The 17,366-nt window shown below is 66.1% G+C and carries 15 protein-coding genes and 1 pseudogene; 9 read left to right on the top strand and 7 right to left on the bottom strand.

Annotation, left to right across the window (positions count from 1 at the left end; all coding sequences use genetic code 11):
• Window positions 1-13: 13 nt before the first annotated feature.
• From E8M83_RS00705 to E8M83_RS00695, 3 genes are all read left to right on the top strand, one after another.
• The gene (locus tag E8M83_RS00705) at window positions 14-439 is read left to right on the top strand and encodes an organic hydroperoxide resistance protein (RefSeq protein ID WP_137171478.1); all 426 of its coding nucleotides are present in this window, start codon (window positions 14-16) and stop codon (window positions 437-439) included.
• A 212-nt stretch (window positions 440-651) separates the two neighbouring features.
• Window positions 652-1,677 carry an alpha/beta hydrolase gene (locus E8M83_RS00700; RefSeq protein ID WP_137171477.1) on the top strand — a complete coding sequence of 342 codons (1,026 nt, stop codon included), beginning with the start codon at window positions 652-654 and terminating at the stop codon, window positions 1,675-1,677.
• 576 nt (window positions 1,678-2,253) lie between these two features.
• The gene (locus E8M83_RS00695; RefSeq protein WP_137171476.1) at window positions 2,254-3,423 is read left to right on the top strand and encodes an MFS transporter; all 1,170 of its coding nucleotides are present in this window, start codon (window positions 2,254-2,256) and stop codon (window positions 3,421-3,423) included.
• Between the two features lie 90 nt (window positions 3,424-3,513).
• On the opposite strand, the gene E8M83_RS00690 is transcribed toward E8M83_RS00695, so the two are convergent.
• From E8M83_RS00690 to E8M83_RS00680, 3 genes are all read right to left on the bottom strand, one after another.
• Window positions 3,514-4,338 (bottom strand): AraC family transcriptional regulator, encoded by an 825-nt coding sequence (locus E8M83_RS00690; protein WP_137171475.1) that lies wholly within the window; start codon window positions 4,336-4,338, stop codon window positions 3,514-3,516.
• Between the two features lie 358 nt (window positions 4,339-4,696).
• Window positions 4,697-5,674: a glycosyltransferase family 9 protein gene (locus E8M83_RS00685; RefSeq protein WP_229491370.1), complete on the bottom strand. Its 978-nt coding sequence runs from the start codon at window positions 5,672-5,674 to the stop codon at window positions 4,697-4,699.
• 231 nt (window positions 5,675-5,905) lie between these two features.
• The gene (locus E8M83_RS00680; protein WP_137171473.1) at window positions 5,906-7,537 is read right to left on the bottom strand and encodes a carbamoyltransferase C-terminal domain-containing protein; all 1,632 of its coding nucleotides are present in this window, start codon (window positions 7,535-7,537) and stop codon (window positions 5,906-5,908) included.
• A gap of 214 nt (window positions 7,538-7,751) precedes the next feature.
• Between E8M83_RS00680 and nudC the strand changes: the two genes are divergently transcribed.
• Window positions 7,752-8,573, top strand: coding sequence for an NAD(+) diphosphatase (gene nudC, locus E8M83_RS00675; protein ID WP_137171472.1), 822 nt, complete (start codon window positions 7,752-7,754; stop codon window positions 8,571-8,573).
• Here nudC and E8M83_RS00670 read toward each other — a convergent pair.
• Window positions 8,570-9,490 (bottom strand): hypothetical protein, encoded by a 921-nt coding sequence (locus E8M83_RS00670; protein WP_137171471.1) that lies wholly within the window; start codon window positions 9,488-9,490, stop codon window positions 8,570-8,572. The two genes, nudC and E8M83_RS00670, sit on opposite strands and share 4 nt — an antisense overlap.
• A 143-nt stretch (window positions 9,491-9,633) precedes the next feature.
• On the opposite strand from E8M83_RS00670, the gene folE reads away from it, so the two are divergent.
• The 3 genes and pseudogenes from folE (at window position 9,634) to E8M83_RS00655 (ending at window position 11,330) form a co-directional block, all read left to right on the top strand.
• Window positions 9,634-10,200 carry a GTP cyclohydrolase I FolE gene (gene folE, locus E8M83_RS00665; protein WP_137171470.1) on the top strand — a complete coding sequence of 189 codons (567 nt, stop codon included), beginning with the start codon at window positions 9,634-9,636 and terminating at the stop codon, window positions 10,198-10,200.
• 80 nt (window positions 10,201-10,280) lie between these two features.
• Window positions 10,281-10,556: pseudogene (locus tag E8M83_RS00660) on the top strand (transposase); the annotation flags it as partial.
• Between the two features lie 165 nt (window positions 10,557-10,721).
• On the top strand, window positions 10,722-11,330 hold the full coding sequence (locus E8M83_RS00655; protein ID WP_137171468.1) for a phosphatase PAP2 family protein: 609 nt from the start codon (window positions 10,722-10,724) through the stop codon (window positions 11,328-11,330).
• 15 nt (window positions 11,331-11,345) lie between these two features.
• Here the strand turns inward: E8M83_RS00655 and E8M83_RS00650 are convergent, their stop codons facing one another.
• Complete coding sequence (locus E8M83_RS00650; RefSeq protein ID WP_137171467.1) at window positions 11,346-11,777, bottom strand: hypothetical protein; 432 nt, start codon at window positions 11,775-11,777, stop codon at window positions 11,346-11,348.
• Window positions 11,778-11,888: 111 nt separating this feature from the next.
• Here E8M83_RS00650 and E8M83_RS00645 point away from each other — a divergent pair, with 111 nt between their 5' ends.
• Window positions 11,889-13,127, top strand: a complete 1,239-nt coding sequence (locus E8M83_RS00645) for an RtcB family protein (protein WP_137171527.1) — start codon at window positions 11,889-11,891, stop codon at window positions 13,125-13,127.
• A 6-nt stretch (window positions 13,128-13,133) separates the two neighbouring features.
• On the opposite strand, the gene E8M83_RS00640 is transcribed toward E8M83_RS00645, so the two are convergent.
• Window positions 13,134-13,769 carry an HAD hydrolase-like protein gene (locus E8M83_RS00640; RefSeq protein WP_137171466.1) on the bottom strand — a complete coding sequence of 212 codons (636 nt, stop codon included), beginning with the start codon at window positions 13,767-13,769 and terminating at the stop codon, window positions 13,134-13,136.
• A gap of 127 nt (window positions 13,770-13,896) precedes the next feature.
• On the opposite strand from E8M83_RS00640, the gene E8M83_RS00635 reads away from it, so the two are divergent.
• The gene (locus E8M83_RS00635; RefSeq protein ID WP_137171465.1) at window positions 13,897-16,437 is read left to right on the top strand and encodes a chemotaxis protein CheW; all 2,541 of its coding nucleotides are present in this window, start codon (window positions 13,897-13,899) and stop codon (window positions 16,435-16,437) included.
• On the opposite strand, the gene E8M83_RS00630 is transcribed toward E8M83_RS00635, so the two are convergent.
• Window positions 16,434-17,363 carry an AraC family transcriptional regulator gene (locus E8M83_RS00630; RefSeq protein WP_137171464.1) on the bottom strand — a complete coding sequence of 310 codons (930 nt, stop codon included), beginning with the start codon at window positions 17,361-17,363 and terminating at the stop codon, window positions 16,434-16,436. The genes E8M83_RS00635 and E8M83_RS00630 overlap by 4 nt on opposite strands.
• Between the last annotated feature and the right edge of the window lie 3 nt (window positions 17,364-17,366).

Below are 17,366 nucleotides of genomic sequence, written 5' to 3'. Positions count from 1 at the left end.
AAGGAGTCTCATCATGGCAATCGAACAAGTTCTCTACCGTGCAAGCGCCAAAGCCACCGGCGGTCGCGAAGGCCGCGCAATCTCGTCGGACGGCGTGCTGGACGTGAAACTGACCACCCCAAAAGAACTCGGCGGCGCCGGCCAGGAAGGCACCAACCCGGAACAGCTGTTCGCTGCCGGCTACTCGGCCTGCTTCCTGGGCGCCATGAAATTCGTCGCCGCCCGCGACAAGCTGAAAATCTCGCCGGACGTCTCGGTCGAGGGCATTGTCGGCATCGGTGCGATCCCGACCGGCTTCGGCATCGAAGTCACCCTGAAAATCAGCCTGCCAGGTGTGCCTGCGGACGAAGCGCAAACCCTGGTCGACCGCGCCCACATCGTTTGCCCTTACTCGAATGCGACCCGCGGCAATATCGACGTTACCTTGCAACTGGTGTAACGCAATGCTCCCCCGGGCAGCCGGGGGAAGCACAGGCCTGGCCTTATGCAAGTAGCCATAATGAATAGGTAGTGCACGATTTAATCGTGAATATAATCACCAGGCGCGCACCACCACCGAATGATCCGTTTATGCAATGAAGGCGCATGGCGTACTGCTAATGTGGCAGACAGCCCCCTCGCCGAGCAAAACCCAACCCGAAAGGAAGCACCATGAACACCCTGAGCAAAGCAGTCGTCGCAGCCTCCCTGGCCCTGACTTATGGCGCCGCAGCCGCCGCCGACATCGCCCCCACCGTGGAGCGCCGTACCGCCGAATTCCTGACTGCCCTCAATTCGGGCGGCGGCAAGCCGATCGAGCAACTGTCGCCGGCGGATGCCCGCAAGGTGCTGGAAGGCGCGCAGAAAAGCGTCAAGGTGAACCTGCCGAAGGCCGACGTCTCGGACAAGGTGATCACCGTCGACGGCAAGCAGATCAAGCTCAAGATCGTGCGTCCGGCAGGGGTCAAGGGTGAGCTGCCCGCCTTCATGTTCGTCCACGGCGGGGGCTGGGTGCTGGGCGACTACCCGACCCACGAACGCCTGGTGCGCGACGTGGTCGAGAGCTCGGGTGCGGTGGCGGTGTTCGTCGACTATACCCGTTCGCCGGAAGCCGGCTACGGCGTGGCAATCAACGAGATCTATGCCGCGACCAAATGGGTGGCGACAAATGGCAAGGAGCTGAACATCGATGGCAGCCGCCTGGCCGTGGCGGGCAATAGCGTCGGCGGCAATATGGCGGCCGCGCTGACCCTGATGATCAAGGACAAGGGCGGCCCGAAACTGCGCTACCAGGTGCTGATGTGGCCGGTGACCGATGCCAACTTCGAGACCGGTTCGTACAAGCAGTTTGCAGACGGCCACTTCTTGAGCCGCAATATGATGAAGTGGTTCTGGGACAGCTACACCAAGGACGCCGCCAAGCGCAAGGAAATCTACGCTTCGCCGCTGCAAGCGACCCTGCCGCAACTGAAGGGCTTGCCGCCTGCGCTGATCCAGGTCGCCGAGAACGACGTGCTGCGTGACGAAGGCGAAGCCTACGGCCGCAAGCTGGACCTGGCCGGCGTGGACGTGACCGTCACCCGCTACAACGGCATGATCCACGACTTCGGCCTGCTCAACCCACTGGCCACCGTGCCGGGCGTGCGTTCACAAGTGCTGCAGGCCGGCACCGAGCTGAAGAAACACCTGGCCAAGTAAACGTTACTGCTCCTGTTTGGGCCGCCTGAGGGCGGCCCTTTTTGTATGGTGCGCGTCCGCTGCGTCATTCGGTGTCCTCGGCATATCAAGATTTAACAATTCAAGCGATGTTATTTGGCGGGCTCGGCCGTAAAAGAATGGAGCGGAATCGTGAATGCGCGTTGGCTGCGAGGACAAATCATTTTGTTCAGCCCAGGCTGTTCTGAGGCGCAAAAACTGGCTGTTATCGCGGTAGATTGTTGCATTGCAACAACCTGTGGACTCTCCGACGCTTATGCCGGGTAACACCGGACTCTGTAATAACTGCTTACATCTCCTCCTATTTCCTCACTTCTACAAGCGAAATTGATGCTTTTGTGGAAATTTTCTATGTATGCCTGCCAAGTAAGTTGTCTTCTTTGCGTCAGCGCAATACAACGTCTTCAAATATTTTTCCACACGGAAAACAAAAGCGGAGAAAGGTGTTTAGAATTGCCGTCCATCAGCTTCCTGACGTAAATATTTCAAACGCGTCCGGGTTGTAAAAAGCAGTCTGGCAATTCCTTTACATCTCAAGCAATTTAACATTTCGCGTTCATGCAAACCACTGTTTCAGTTCCACGCCGTTCCTCTTTCGTACTCGTACAAGCCCAGCTGTTTTCCTTGCCGGTGGTGTTCGCCCTGTTCGGCCTGATCATGGGTTCGTGGGCCGGGCGCATCCCGGCGCTGGCCGCCGGCGTCAATGTGTCGCACGCGGCGTTGTCGATGGTGCTGCTGTGCGGCGGCCTCGGCGCTGTGATTTCCTACCCGATCTCGTCGTTCCTGATGGGCCGCTTCGGCGCCCGCAAGACCATCATGGTCGCCGGCCTGGCCCTGTTGTGCGTGCTGGTGGCGATCGGCATGGCGCCGGACGTGTCGCGCCTGATGATGGCGGTGCTGATGCTGGGCATCACGGCCAGCACCTTCGACGTCGCCATGAACTCGGCGGCCGCCCGCCGCGAAAAGCAGAGCGGCAAGTCGGAAATGTCGCGCCTGCACGGCCTGTGCTGCGCTGGTGGCCTGGTCGGCGCCACCCTGGGCAGCCTGATGGCCAGCATGAAGATTGCACCGGCTACCCACTTCCTGATGCTCGCCGGGCCGCTGGCCGTGCTGCTGTGGCTTGCCGTCAACCTGCTGGAAGCGGATGAAGTCGGCGCGAAGGTCGAAAAGGTCGAGAAGAAAAAATTTGCGCTGCCGCGCGGTCCGCTGGTCCTGCTGGGTCTGCTGGGCTTCTTCGGTTCGATGGCCGAAGGCAGCATCGCCGACTGGAGCGGCGTGTTCCTGAAAGAACACTTCGGCGCGTCGGACGGCCTGGCGCCGCTGGCACTGGCCTCGTTCTCGCTGATGATGCTGATGTCGCGCATGGTCGGCGACAAGATGAAGGAACGCTACGGCGCCAAGCGCCTGGTGACCCTGGGCGCGCTGGTCGCCGCAGCGGGCCTGTTCTTCGCGGTGCTGGCGCCGAACGCCCACATCGCCTTGGGCGGCTTCGCGATCGCCGGCGTCGGCCTGGCCCTGGTATTCCCCTTCGTGTTCAGCGCTGCCGGCGCACAAGGTCCGGCTGCCCTGGCGGCAGTGGCCAGCATGGCCTACAGCGGTAGCCTGATGGGCCCGCCGGCAATCGGCGCCGTCGCCCACTTCGTCGGCATGCAGGCAGCGATCGCCTATGTCGGCGGCCTGTCCCTGGTGATCGCCATGGTGGCGTGCCGCACCCGACTGCTGAAGTAAGCGACATGGCGGCCGCGACGGTCGCCCGGCAAGTTCACAGCGCAGACGCGTCCGCAAGGGCCGTCTGCGTCGTTGTTCGTGGCGTTCGGATCAGCCGGTCGCCTGCTTGAGCCACTCGCGCGGCGAGGCGCCCATCATCATGGTAAAGGCACGCGTAAACGTGGACGGGCTGGTATAGCCGGCGCGGCTGCTGACCTGCTTGACCGGCATACCCTGGCGCAGCAGGCGGCTGCCGACGCCGATGCGCCAGCGTGTCAGGTATTCGCCCGGTGGGATGCCCACTACGTCGCGGAAGCGTTCGGTGAACGCGGCGCGCGACATGCAGGCGACCTGGGCCAGCGATTGCAGGCTCCAGGGCTCGTGCGGACGTTCGTGGATGGCGGCTAGCGCCAGCGACAACTGGCGGTCGGACAGCCCGGCCAGCAAACCCACCGACAGCCTGCCACTCTCGAATTCGCGGCGGATGACCTGGATCAGGAGGACATCGCACAGTCGGTCCAGGATCACTTCGCGTCCCGGTTCGGCGCGCGCGGCCTCGTCGAACAGCAGGTCGAGCGTCGATTGCAATCCGGCAATCTCGCTCAGCGGCAGTACCAGGCATTGCGGCAGGATACGTGCCAGCGGATTGCTGATCCCGTCCTGGAACACGATATGCGCGCACAACAGGCTGGCGTTGTGGCCAGGGCTTACCTGCAGGCGGTGGCTGGTGCCGCGCGGATAGAACAGCAGGCTCGGTTCGGTAATGCGGATCACGGCGCCATCGTCATCGATGAAATCCACGGAACCCGCGCGCACCACATGGAGCTGGCCGGAAATGCCATCTTCGGCAAAGCGGTTGCCGTCGCAAAACGTCCCGTTGTAGAAGATGCGGGCGTTAAACGAGTGGCGGCCGACCAGTAATGACAGTTTGTCCATGGTGATGAGAAATTGGATGTTATCGAGCTATTCTGGACGAAAACATAGTTTGCCGTGTGGGAATTGGATAGAATTGGGCGCGAATACAACGCTTTGTGGCAGGCTGTGGCAATTCCTGATTTTCCTTGCTACATGAATGACTTGGCGCACAGGCACGAGCTCTCGCGATGGGGCGGCCACGTGTGCGAAACCGTATTAGCGATGCAAAATACCCCGGAAAGCGGACGCACGGCATCGAGCGCATGCAAGACACCGGTTCATAGCCTGTTCATTGGCGCATGCTGCGCCCGGTGCCGTCGATTCCGGTAGGCAGAAGCGCGACTGGGGGCCGTAACCGTTTCCCGGCGCACGCCATCGCTCACCAATAAGGCCACATCCCCGCCGCCCGTTGCCCGCTGGGTTCGGCGCCGGTGAGCAAGGCACGTGCGTGCTGCAGCACGACGGTGGCGCGTTCTGCGCCAGGGTCCCAGATACAGCGGTGGCGCAGGCGGTCGAGCGGCGCCCAGCGCGCTATGTCGGCTTTGCTGAAGATCACCACGCTGTTCAGTCCAAGCCCGGCCGCGATATGCGATACCCCGGTGTCATTGCAGATCAGCAGGCGCGCGCGGCTCATCAGCGCCGCCATGGCGCCGATCGAGATCGGGGCGGCGGCGATAACGGCAGGCACGTGCATGCGATCGGCGACCGCCTGGGCGAGCGGCGCCTCGTCGGCCGACCCGGTCAGGACGATGCGCATGCCGAACTCGTCGGCGAGCCGGTCGGCCACGCTGGCGAAGCGCGCCGGTGGCCAGCAGGTGCCGCGCTGGCGCGCCCCTGGATGCACGCAGATATAGCTCCCTGGGTCGAGCCCTGTCGCCAGGCCGCTGGCGGCAAGCTCATCCTCGTCTTCGCGCAGGATCGGGAACTCGAGGTGGGCGCCGGCCGCCGGCGCACCGAGCTGGTCGACCAGATGCAGCAGGCGTTCCGGTTCGGCGCCCGTTTCGGGATAGGGCGCCAGGACGGTTTTTTCGGTGACCATCGGCTTGCCGCGGCAATGGCCCGCCATGGCGGCGGCGCCGAAGCCCGAGACGATGTGGTTCGCGATGTCGCCACTGCCGTGCAGCTGCACCGCCAGCCCGAATTCGCGCGCGCAGAGCGTGGCATAGAACGGCGGCAGGTCGTCGTGGTGCACGGTTTGTTCGGGCAGCAGAGGATGGCCGGGAAAGGGCAGGAACTCGTCCAGGTAGGCGGAGAAGCGATGGGCGAACTGCGCCGCCCAGGGCAGGCCGACCAGGGCGATGTGCGCCTTGGGCAGGGCGGTGCGCAAGGCACGCAGGGCGGGGACCGCACACAGCATGTCACCAAGATGCCGTGCACGAAATACCACGACCGACGGGACATGGAGGCGATGCAGCAATGGTCGCCGGGGCATGGAACATTCTCCTCTCACGATCGTTGTCGTCACGGCGAATTCTTGTCGTTCGCCGCGGTTCCTGCTTGTGGCCTGGTACTGACTGGCTTGCCTTACTTTGTCTCGCCTGCCTTGCCTGTCTTGCCTTGCCCTATGCCGGCATGGCGCAGCCGCGTATCATGCCGGCAGCCCCGGTTCGTGGCGCTTCATGACCAGGTAGGGCGGCATGGCCAGGCCGTGCAGGGGCGTGCGGCGGAAGACGGCAACGGCTTCTTGCGGGGTTTCGACCAGGGCTTCGTTTTTGCCGCACAGGGAGGTGTTGAGCAGCACCGGCACACCGGTGCGCACCTCGAAGCCGGCCAGCAGGGCGCGCAGCACCGGGTCGTCGCTCGGGCCGACCGTCTGCAGGCGCGCGCTGCCGTCGACGTGGGTGACCGCCGCCAGCAGCGGCATGACGCTGCTGCGCACCGGGACCGCGAACTGCATGAAGGGCGAGGGCGCCTGCAGGTCGAAATACTGGAAGGCGCGTTCCTCTGCCACCATCGGCGCGAATGGCCGGAACCACTCGCGTTCCTTGACGCGGGCATTGATCCAGTCGCGCATGCGCTCGCGGCGCGGGTCGGCCAGGATGCCGCGGTGGCCCAGGCCGCGTGGGCCGAATTCGCTGCGGCCCTGGTATAGTCCCACCACCCGCCCCGAGCACAGCAGGTCGAGCATGCGCGCGCACAGGGCGTCGCGCCCGCGCGGGTGCTCGACGATCAGGTCGGTCGCGCCATCCAGCGCCGCCTCGATATCGGCCAGCTGCGGCGCCGGGCCGAGGTAATCGTGCGTCCAGCGGAAGTCGGCGCTGCGGCCGGCCAGTTCGAGCAGGCCGTAGATGGCGCAGCCGAGGGCGGCGCCGGCCGCGCCCGGGGCCGGCGGCACGAAGATGCGCCGGAACGGTCCGTCGCGCAGCAGGCGCGCATTGGCCGCGCTATTGAGGGCGGCGCCGCCCGCCAGGCATAGATCTTCAAGGCCCGTGCGCAGGTGCAGCCAGTGCGCCAGCGCCAGCAGGGCGTCTTCGAATGCGCGCTGGCCGGCCGCCGCCAGGTTGGCGCAGTCGGTGAAGCTGGCCTGCGGCGCGCCGAAGCGAAAGCGCGCCGCCTCGCCCAGCAGGGACTGCCAGGCGCGAGGGACATCGACCTGCATGCTCTCGACCTCGAGTGGCGGCAGGCCGAGCGCATGCGGATCGCCGTAGGGCGCGAGGTCGGCTACCTTGCCCTCGTTGCCTTCGCCCGGGAACAGCGCCTGCGTCAGCCGGAAATAGAACATGCCGAGCCCGGCCGCGTGGCGGTCGCCGTCTGCGAGCTGCTGGCCGATGCAGGCGATGCGCTCGCGGTCGACGCGGTAGCACGAGGCCACCTGGCGCGGCTCGCCCGGCGCCGCACTGCCCTGGCCGCCCAGCACCATGACTGCGGCCTCGCGGAAGGGCGAGGGGTGGAAGGCACTGTAGACGTGGGCCAGGTGTTGCGAGATGCGGGCCCGGCGCGCGCCATGGGCAAAGGCGAGCGCGCGGTCGCCTTCAGGGGCGGCGCCATCGCCAGCCGCCTCGCCGCCGGCATGGCATTCGACCAGCACGTCGAGCGGACGCTCGAGCCCGGACAGGCGCGGCAGGTACAAGTCGTCGACGTCGCCCGGCCCGCCCGGGTGGTGCCTGCGGCGCGTGAGGCGCTCTTTCTGGATCGCCCATTGCACACGCGCGCCGTGCATGAGGCAGACGCTCGCGTGCCGGTCGCGGTTTATGCCGAGCACAACGGGGGTATCGTCCATCGGGGTCTCCTGGTTGGTGCAACGGCGCAGCAAGGACCGAAACGCAGCATGCAACGGTCAGCCATACTTTGAGCGCGGCCGTTCAGGATTAGTTCGCGGATGGGCGGCGAATTCGGCGACCCCCGCCACGGCGGCGGGGACCGCGGCGGGGGTGCCTGAAGCTGGCCGCGAAAGGCGGTATCATCGGTGGATCCCCGCCACCAAGCTATCGACCATGCTCCAGACGCCCGCCGCCTTCACGCCGCTGTTCGCACCGCAGCCCGACCCGGAACCCCTGAGTTTCCTGTTTCATAAGGGGCAGCTCCTGGTCCGCGAAGACGGGCCGGCCTTGCCGGATGCGGCAACCCTGGAGCGCATGGGCGTGGCGCGCGACAGCCTGCAGCCTCTGGGCATGCTGGACGGACGCTATTGCCAGGCCGGCTGGTTCGACCTGGAGCCGGTGCTGCCGCCGGGCCATGCCTGGCGCGGCCTGCGCGCGCTGTTCGGCGTGCTCGACGATGCGCTGGTGGGCTTGGCCGGACGCGCCTTCCAGGTCGCCGAATGGGCGCGCACCCACCGCTTCTGCGGCGTATGCGGCAGCAGCACCGTGCTGGCCGTCGGCGAGCGCTGCTTCAAGTGCGTCAATTGCGGCCATATGACGTATCCGCGCATCTCGCCGGCCATGATGGTGCTGATCCGCAAGGGCGACTCGGTGCTGCTGGCCAAGCACCTGCAGCACGCGACCCAGCGCTTCGTGCCGCTGGCCGGTTTCCTGGAAGCGGGCGAATCGATCGAGGAAGCGATCCACCGCGAGGTATTCGAAGAGGTGGGCTTGCGGGTGCACAATCTGCGCTACTTCGCCAGCCAGTCGTGGCCGTTCCCGCACTCGCTGATGCTGGCCTTTACGGCCGACTACCTCGATGGCGAGATCCGGGTCGATACCAGCGAGATCGCCGAGGCGCGCTGGTTCGGCCCCGACGACGAATGGCCGGAACGGGTGCCGCAGATGTCGATCTCGAGCGTCCTGGTGGATGCCCATCGCCCACCCGGCCGTTAGGACTGGACCGGCGCCACCACGACGGTCACGCCATCGGCTGCGCGCGCGGACAGCGCAGGGGATAGCGCAGGTGCAGGCGCCATGGCCTGCTCAACATTGAGCGGGGCCGGCTTGGCGCCGGTGCCGCGCAGGTTGATCGCGCGCTGCAGGATGTCGAACCAGAACGGCGCCCCGAACAGGGTCGTGCTGGCCGTGACCAGCCAGCCGGAGGCCTGCAGCGCGAAGTCGGCGTCCAGCACCGGCGGGAAGGCTTGCCAGCCGATCGGCAGCACCCACAGCTGGGCCATCACGTCGGCGTCCAGCCCGTCGGGCACGGCGGTGATGTGGGCCGCCATGGCGGGGTGTTGCCACAGCGTCTGGAACAGGTGGATGCTGTCGATGTTGAACAGGATCGTCAGCAGCAGCGAGACCAGGAACGAGATCAGCAGCTGGCGCCGTTTATAGACGCCCGACAGGCGTTCCATGGCGGTCTCGAACCAGCCGGCGAGCGCCGCCTGGAAGCGCTGCAGGTCGCCGCCGGCCTGCAGGTACAGGGTTTGCAAGGTGCGCCGCAGCTGGGGATCGGCGACCGCGGCGATATCGGCCTCGAGCGAACCCTGCTTGCCGCGGATGGCGTCGACCAGCGCGATCGCGAAGTTCGCCGGTTCGATGTACGATGGTCTCAGCCTGGCGGGCAGGTGCGCTGCCGGATCGGTCGCGCCGGCGCGCGGGTTGACCAGCGGATGCGCGTACAGCGCCCGCGCCATGCCGTCGAAGCCCGGGTCGTTCAGCATGAGCTTGATGGCGTCTTGCAGCATGCCGGCGCGCAGGCGGAAGGTCGCGGCCAGGGCCTCTTGCAAAGTGGTGACGACGAGCGCCAGGGTGCCGTAGCAAAATGCCAGGCCGATGGCGACCTCCAGAACCGTGCTGCCGAACATAGCGCTCTCCCAGGCTGGAACCACGCTCAACGCTAAATCAGTTGTGTCGTCACAGATTTAATTTTGCTCAAGAACAGGGCAGTCGCCGACTGGCTCCAGAGCTTTTCTATATACTTGCGGCAATCGTTTTTTTAAGGTGCACCATGTCTGACAAAGAAGCTTTCACCGAACACGACTGGCGTCGTCTGCTCACCAGCCTGGGCGAAAATCCGGAACGGCCGGGCCTGGTCGAAACGCCGGCGCGCGTCGCGAAAGCCTGGAAACACTGGACCTCGGGCTATGACCAGAATCCAGTGGAAGTACTCAAGGCGTTCGAGGATGGCGCCGAGGAATACAATGAATTGATCGTGGTGCGCGGCATCCCGGTCTACAGCCACTGCGAACATCACCTGGCGCCGTTCTTCGGCAAGGCCACCGTCGGCTATCTGCCCAACGGCAAGATCGTGGGCCTGTCGAAGCTGACCCGCCTGGTCGATATCTTCTCCAAGCGCCTGCAGGTTCAGGAGCGCATGACGATGCAGATCGCCAATGCGCTAATGGAAGTGCTCGAACCCAAGGCGGTCGGCGTGGTCGTCAAGTGCCGCCATATGTGCATGGAAAGCCGTGGTATCCGCGCCATCGGCGAGGAAACCATCACCTCGACCCTGCTGGGAGAGCTGCAACCGAACCTGGCGCTGCGCACCGAGTTCCTCGCACTGGCGCGCGACTGATGTTCCGGGAATGGGTTAAGTTGTAAATACAACGGGAACCTGTTCCAGATCAGGACCTCCAAGTTGTTTTGGAGGTCAACATGGATCGTCCAGCCTACCCCAGCGATATTCCCCGCGAGCAGTTCGACGCGCTACGCGCCATGCTCGAGGCGGCCCGGCGCAAGACGCGTCCGCGCAAGCACGATCTATACGATGTGTTCTGCGCCGTCCTGTATTTCCTGCACACCGGCACCACCTGGCGCGCGATGCCGCCCGGCTTTCCACCCTGGCGCACGGTGCACGAGTATTTCACCCAGTGGACCATGCAGCGCGAGAACGGCCAGTCGCTACTCGAAAGCGTGCTGGAGAAATCGGGCAGGCAAGCCGAGCTGACCCAGCTGCGCTCGCTGCTGCATCGACGCTAGGCGCAGAGCGCTGTCACTTTTTTGTCACATTCTGTTGCACTTTGCCAGGAGTGCGCACGAATGGATGAGCTAAGCTAGTCGAAAAGTTATCAATATTTCATCACTGGCGCCCGCACCATGCTCGAGCATGTCAACCTGATCCTGTTCTCCGTCCTCAACGCCCATGCTGGCCTGACTGGTTGGCAATTACTAGGGGCCATGTTTGCAGCCGAGTGGCTGATTTTTCTGGTGCCTTTTTCCCTGGTGCTGTTGTGGGCCAGCGGTACGGGGCCGGGGCGCGAGGTGGCGTTGCGCGCCTTCCTGGCGGCGGCCTGCGCCCTGACCCTGAACGCCATGATCGGCCACCTGTGGTACAGCCCGCGTCCCTTCGTGGCCGAGATCGGCCATACCTTCCTGCTGCATGCGCCCGACAGTTCCTTCCCCAGCGACCACGCGACCAGCATCTTCTCGGTGGCGCTGGTGCTGGCCTTCAGCCGCGTGCGGCTGGCGCGCAGCCTGGGGCTGGTGATGCTGCCGCTGTCGCTGATCGTGGCCTGGTCGCGCGTCTATCTCGGCGTGCACTGGCCGAAGGACATGATCGGAGCCTTGCTGGTATCGGGTGGATTCGCGCTGCTGGCCTATACGCCGCTGGCGCGCAATGCCTGCGCGCGGACCTTGCCGGCGCTCGAGCTGATCTATCACCGGCTGCTGGCGCTGCCGATCGGTCGCGGCTGGCTGCGGCCCTGAGGCAGCGCTTGGCAATCATTCGTCGGCCGACGCTTCCGGTTTCTCGAAATTCAGCTTGTCGTCGTCGCCGAGTTCGAAGATCCCCAGCGGCAGGCCGGTGACCGCATCGGCATCCGGAGCCTCACGCCCGGTGCAATCGGTAGTGTCGATTTGCCAGGCCTGGTCGTCAGCGCGCAGGGTATAGACGTTATTGCCGTTGCCAAATAGTTCGACCTGCAAGCCCGACAGCCAGACCGAACCCAGCTCGAGCTGGCGCTGGCACTCCGGCAGGCGCGACATGATCACGCGCAGCGTTCCTTCCTTGGCCCAGAAAGTTCCCTTCTCGACCCTGACCGTGATCGCGTGATCGGTGTTGGGATCGATGGAATAGGTGGACGTCTCGATGAAGCAGCCGGTCAGCAGCAGCGGAGCCAGGAGGATGAAAGGAAGGCGCATCGGCAGGGTCATTGTTCATTCATGCAACAGTGTGGTGTGCCGAGTATAGCAATAGCGACAAGGGCGGGGCCAATTCGCTCAGGCGGGCACCATGGTTCGCCGATTTGCGCCATCATGCGCCGCATGGAACAGAACGACTATGAAGTGCTCGGCGCCGGACGCGATACTCGCCCCATCAAGATGTGGACCAAGGGCGTTCCGGTCGAGCCCGAAGCAAAGGAACAGTTGTCGAAGCTGGCGCATCTGCCTTTCGTGTTCCACCACGTCGCCGTCATGCCCGACGTCCATGTGGGCAAGGGATCGACGATCGGCAGCGTGATCCCGACCCTGGGGGCGGTGATCCCGGCGGCGGTCGGCGTCGACATCGGCTGCGGCATGATGGCGGCCAAGACCACCCTGCGCGCCGACGACCTGCCCGATAATCTGGGCCGGCTGCGCAGCGCCATCGAACAGGCGGTACCACATGGCATGTCGCCCAGGACGCGCAATGCCAAGGGCCGCGACGTCGGTTCCTGGAACAACCCGCCGCCCGCCGTGGATGCCGGCTGGGCCAGGCTCAAGGACGAATTCGACGACATCTGCCGCAAATATCCGAAGCTGCGCCATGCGAACCATTACAAGCACCTGGGCACGCTGGGCAGCGGCAACCATTTCGTCGAGGTCTGCCTGGACGAAGAGAACTTCGTCTGGCTGATGCTGCATTCCGGCTCGCGCGGCGTGGGCAATGCGATCGGCACCCATTTCATCGAGCTGGCGCGCCAGGACATGCGGCGCCACATGGTCAACCTGCCCGACCAGGACCTGGCCTATCTCGAAGAAGGCACCCAGCACTACGACGACTATGTCGAGGCGGTCGGCTGGGCCCAGAAGTTCGCGCGCATCAACCGCGAAGTCATGATGCAGAACCTGATCCACGCGGTGCGCAGCGTGATCAAGAAGCCTTTCGAGACGCATCTTGAAGCAGTCAATTGCCACCACAATTATGTGCAGCGCGAGCGCCACTTCGGCAAGGACGTCCTGATCACGCGCAAGGGCGCGGTGTCGGCGCGCGAAGGCGAGCTGGGCATCATTCCCGGGTCGATGGGCGCGCGCAGCTTCATCGTGCGCGGCAAGGGCAATCCAGAAAGTTTCAACAGCTGCAGCCATGGCGCGGGACGCGTGATGAGCCGCACCGAAGCCAAGCGCCGCTTCACGGTGGCCGACCAGGAGCGCGCCACGCGCGGGGTCGAATGCCGCAAGGACGAAGGCGTGATCGATGAAATCCCGATGGCCTACAAGGACATCGACGCCGTCATGCACGCCCAGCGCGAGCTGGTCGACGTGGTCCACACCCTCAAGCAGGTGGTGTGCGTCAAGGGGTGAGCCGAACTACGCCCGCGCCAGCGACAGCAGGTCGGCCGGCGCACCGAACTCGCGTTCCGGCGCCACCTGGCGCAAGGTCTCGATCGGCGCATAGCCCCAGCTGACCGCGCCGAAGGCGATGCCGGCGCGGCGCGCGGCGTCGGCGTCCGTGGTCTGGTCGCCCACGTACAGCGCCTCGGCCGGTGGCGTGCTCGCCAGCCGCACCACCTTGCGGATGCGCGCGGCCTTGCCGAAGATCGACATGCCGCATTCGTACTGCCGCATCAGGGCCGCCAGCTCGGGCCCGAGCACGGCGCGCACGTTTTCCTCGGCGTTGGAGGACACTACCGCCAGCCGCACGCCAGCCCGGTCGAGCTCGCGCAAGGTCGGGCCGATGCCGTCGAACAGGGGGATGCGGCCGGTCCTGGTGACGCTGCGCATGCGGTCGATGAAGGAGCGCGAGGCGAACGGCAGCTTCCAGGCAGGCATGCCGACGTGGCGCATGACGTCGCGCGGACCGTAGTGGCGCAGCCGCTCGGCCTGCTCGGCATCGATCCGCCGAAAGCCGTGCTGGTCGGCGATGTCGTTGAACACGCTCAGGAAGAAAGGCCAGGAATCGGCCAGCGTGCCGTCGAAGTCGAAGATCGCCAGGCGATAGCTCATGGGCGGGCCGCACGAAAGGATGGGGTCATGGCGCGATTATATGAGACAGCGGCGCCGGGAAGGTTCGAATGAATACCGATTGGCATGTATTTTGCTTAACAGAAAGTAGATTTTATTCTACTTTCTTATGAACCAGAACCCGGATACCGATCTGGTGGAGACCTTCCTGCCATCCATGCAGGATGTGATGCGGCGCCAGGCGGCGCTGCATGAGCTGCACCAGACCTGGCGCCTGATCGAGGCGTCCGCGAAGATGAATTGCCCGGTCGAGGCGCGCCTGCTGTTGCCGGCCGTGCTCGCCACGCGCACCGGCCTGGTGCAGCTGGAGCGCGACCTGGTCGCCAATATGGTGTCCGAAAAGGTGCGCCAGGTGATGCAAGAGGCGTCCACGCGCGCCCAGTACGCGCTCGATCTGCTGGTGCGCAACCTGTTCGAGCGCACCGCCGACGTCGGCTTCCTGGTGGCCGACCTCGACCTGTGCCGCTACCTGGGCCGCCTGGCCGCCGGCGAGGCGCCGGACCGCGACACGGCGCGCCGGCGCTTGATGGCCTACCGCGACAAGTACACCGTGTACGACGACATCCTGCTGCTGGCGCCGGACGGCGCGGTGCTGCTGCGGGCCGATGTCGACGACCGCCTGGAGCGCAGCGAAGACCCACTGGTGGCGGCCACGCTGGCGGCGCCGGGCTACGTGGAGACCTTCCGCGCCAGCGACCTGCGTCCCGGCGCCCCGCGTGCGCTGCTGTACTCGCACACCATGCGCGACCCCGACAGCGGCGCCATCCTCGGCGTGCTGTGCCTGAGTTTCCGCTTCGAGCATGAACTGGCCGCGATCTTCACCGCCTATGGCGGCGCCGACCTGCGCGCCAATATGCTGCTGCTCGACGCCGACGACCGTGTCATTGGCAGTCTCGATCCGCTCTGGATCGCGCCCGGCGTGCGGGTGCCGGTCAATTCCGACGGCGGTGTCGCCACGCGCCTGTTCGCCGGCCGCGAATACCTGGTCGCGACCAGCGCGTCGCAAGGCTACCAGGGCTATCCCGGCCCGCCCGGCTGGAAGACCCAGGTGATGGCGCCGCTCGACCTGGCCTTTCGCGGCGCGCACCCGGACGCCGCGGCGCAACTGGCGCCGCGCATGCTGCGGGGATTGCTGTCGCACGCCCACGCGTTCAGCCCGGCGCTGCATGCCCTGATGGCGTCGGTGCTTGGCGCCACCCAGGCCATCCGGCGCATCGTCTGGAACGGCAAGGTCGCCGGCAGTGGCGCCGGCAATACCGACGACCGCCTGGGGCCCGTGCTCGACCAGATCACCGAGACCGGCGAGCGCAGCGACGCGGCGTTTTCGCAATCGATCCAGGGCCTGTACCAGACCGTGCTGGCCTCGAGCCTGCAGGCGGCCGGCGCCACCGCCCAGCTGCTGGTCGACATGCTCGACCGCAGCCTGTACGAACGCGCCAACGATTGCCGCTGGTGGGCCCTGGCCGGCCAGCTGCGCCAGGCGCTGGCCCATGGCGACAGCCCGCAGCGCGCAGAGGCCGTCGCGGCGCTGCTGGGCCACATCAACGGCCTGTACACGGTCTACAGCCGGCTGTTCGTGTACGACCGCGCGGGCCGCATCCTGGCCGCGACGGGATCGCAGGACGTGGTGGGCAGCCGCATCGCGCCTGACACCCTGGGCGCCGTGTGCGGCCTGCGCAGCGAGATGGACCATTACGCCGAGCCGTTCGGCCCATCGCCGCTGTATGACGGGCAACCAACCTTCGTCTACCACGCCGCGATCCGCCATCCCGGACGCGACGCGGCCGTGGTGGGCGGCATCGGCATCGTGTTCGACAGCGCGGTCGAGCTGCGCAATATGCTCGACAGCGGGGTCGCCGGCCGCGCCGACATGCAGGCCTTCCTGGTCAGCCCCGACGGCCAGGTGTTGTGCGGCACCGATCCGGCCTGGCCGGCGGGCACGCGGCTGCCGCTCGATCGTTCGCTGCTGGAAGCGGCGGCGCAGCAGGGCGCCGCGCGCCGCATCGTGGAGCATGCCGGCCACTATTGCGTGGCCGCCTGCGCGCGCGCCGGCGGCTACCGCGAATTCCGCGCCGTCGCCGGCCGCGAGCAGCCGGTGCTGTCGGTGCTGCTCCAATCCTTCGGGCCGGTGCGCGCGGACGCCGAGCTGGCGGCGCTGGCCGGCGTCGAACCCGTGCGCAGCGGGCATGAACATGGCCGCGACGTCGCCCTGTTCCAGGTGGACGGCGCCCTGATGGCGCTGGACGCCGGGGCCGTGATCGAGGCGCTGCCGTTCGCCCGGGTCAAGCGCACGCCGCCGGCGGCCGGTGCGCGCATCGGCATGCTCGACGTCGATCTCGATGGCGGGCAGCGCGGCTTCGTGTGGGTGTTCGACCTGGCGCGCCTGGTCTCCGGCCGCCCGCATGCGCCGCGCGCCGATGGCCAGGTGATCCTGGTGCGCCACGGCGCCACCACGGTCGGCCTGCTGGTGGACGACGTGCATTCGGTGCAGCGTTTCGATCCGGCGGCAGCGAGCCCGATCGGACTCGGGAGCGACGGCGCCGCATTGGCGTCTAACCTGCTCCAGGCAAACGCTGGCACGGCGCTGATCCAGGAGCTCAGTGCACAGCGCATCGTGGAGCGGGTGTGCGGCGCGCCAGTAGCGGCCTAGCGCATTGCCTGCAACAGGCTGGCCCCGCCGTCCAGCATCGACTGGCGCAGCCGGGTCGAATCGCGGCCCGGGGACAGGCCGAAGAAGCGCGCATACTCGCGCGAGAATTGCGAGCTGCTCTCGTAGCCAACCGCATGGCCGGCGCGCGCCGCGTCCTTCACGCCGGTGAGCATCAGGCGCCGCGCCTCTTGCAGGCGCAACTGCTTCTGGTATTGCAAGGGGCTCATCGATGTCACCGATTTAAAATGCTCGTGCAGGGTCGACGAGCTCATGCCCACATCGCCGGCCAGGCGCTCCACGCTCAGCGGGCGATTGAAATTGTCCTTGATCCAGCAGATCGCGCGCGTGACCTGAGCCATGCGCCCTTCGCCGCGCGCGATGTGGCGCACGACGTCGGCGTGTTCGCCGGTGAGCAGGCGGTAGTGGAGCTCCTTCAACAGCAGCGGGCCCAATACCGGGATGTCCTCTGGCGCGTCGAGCAGGCGCACCAGGCGCGCCGCGACGTCGGCCAGGGTGGGCGTGGTCGCGCTCAGGAACAGGCCGCGCGCGGGGGCAGCGCCGCGTGCCCGTGGGGTGGGGCGCGAGGGCAGCTCGAGGTCGAGGGCGGCCAGCACTTGCGGATCGAGGTCGACCCGCAGGCACAGGTAGGGTTCTTCTGCGCTGGCCTGGGTGACGCAGCCGGTCACCGGCAGGTCGACCGACACCACCAGGTACTTGGCCGGGTCGTATTGAAAGTCGTTGCCGGCCAGCGAGACCAGCTTGGCGCCCTGGGCGATGATGCACACCGCCGGCGCATGCACCACGTGCAGCGGTTCGGTGGTGCGGTCGCTGCGGATCAGCCACATGCCCGGCACCTCGGCGCGGTGCATGCCCTCGTCGGGCGCATGGCGGGCAATCAGGTCGGCGAGTTCGCGGATCGCTTGCATCGG

The organism is Massilia sp. HP4 (assembly GCF_005222695.1).
GTDB lineage: Bacteria > Pseudomonadota > Gammaproteobacteria > Burkholderiales > Burkholderiaceae_D > Telluria.
The sequence above is the reverse complement of the archived record's forward strand: the minus strand, read 5'-3'. Positions and strand labels throughout refer to the sequence as shown.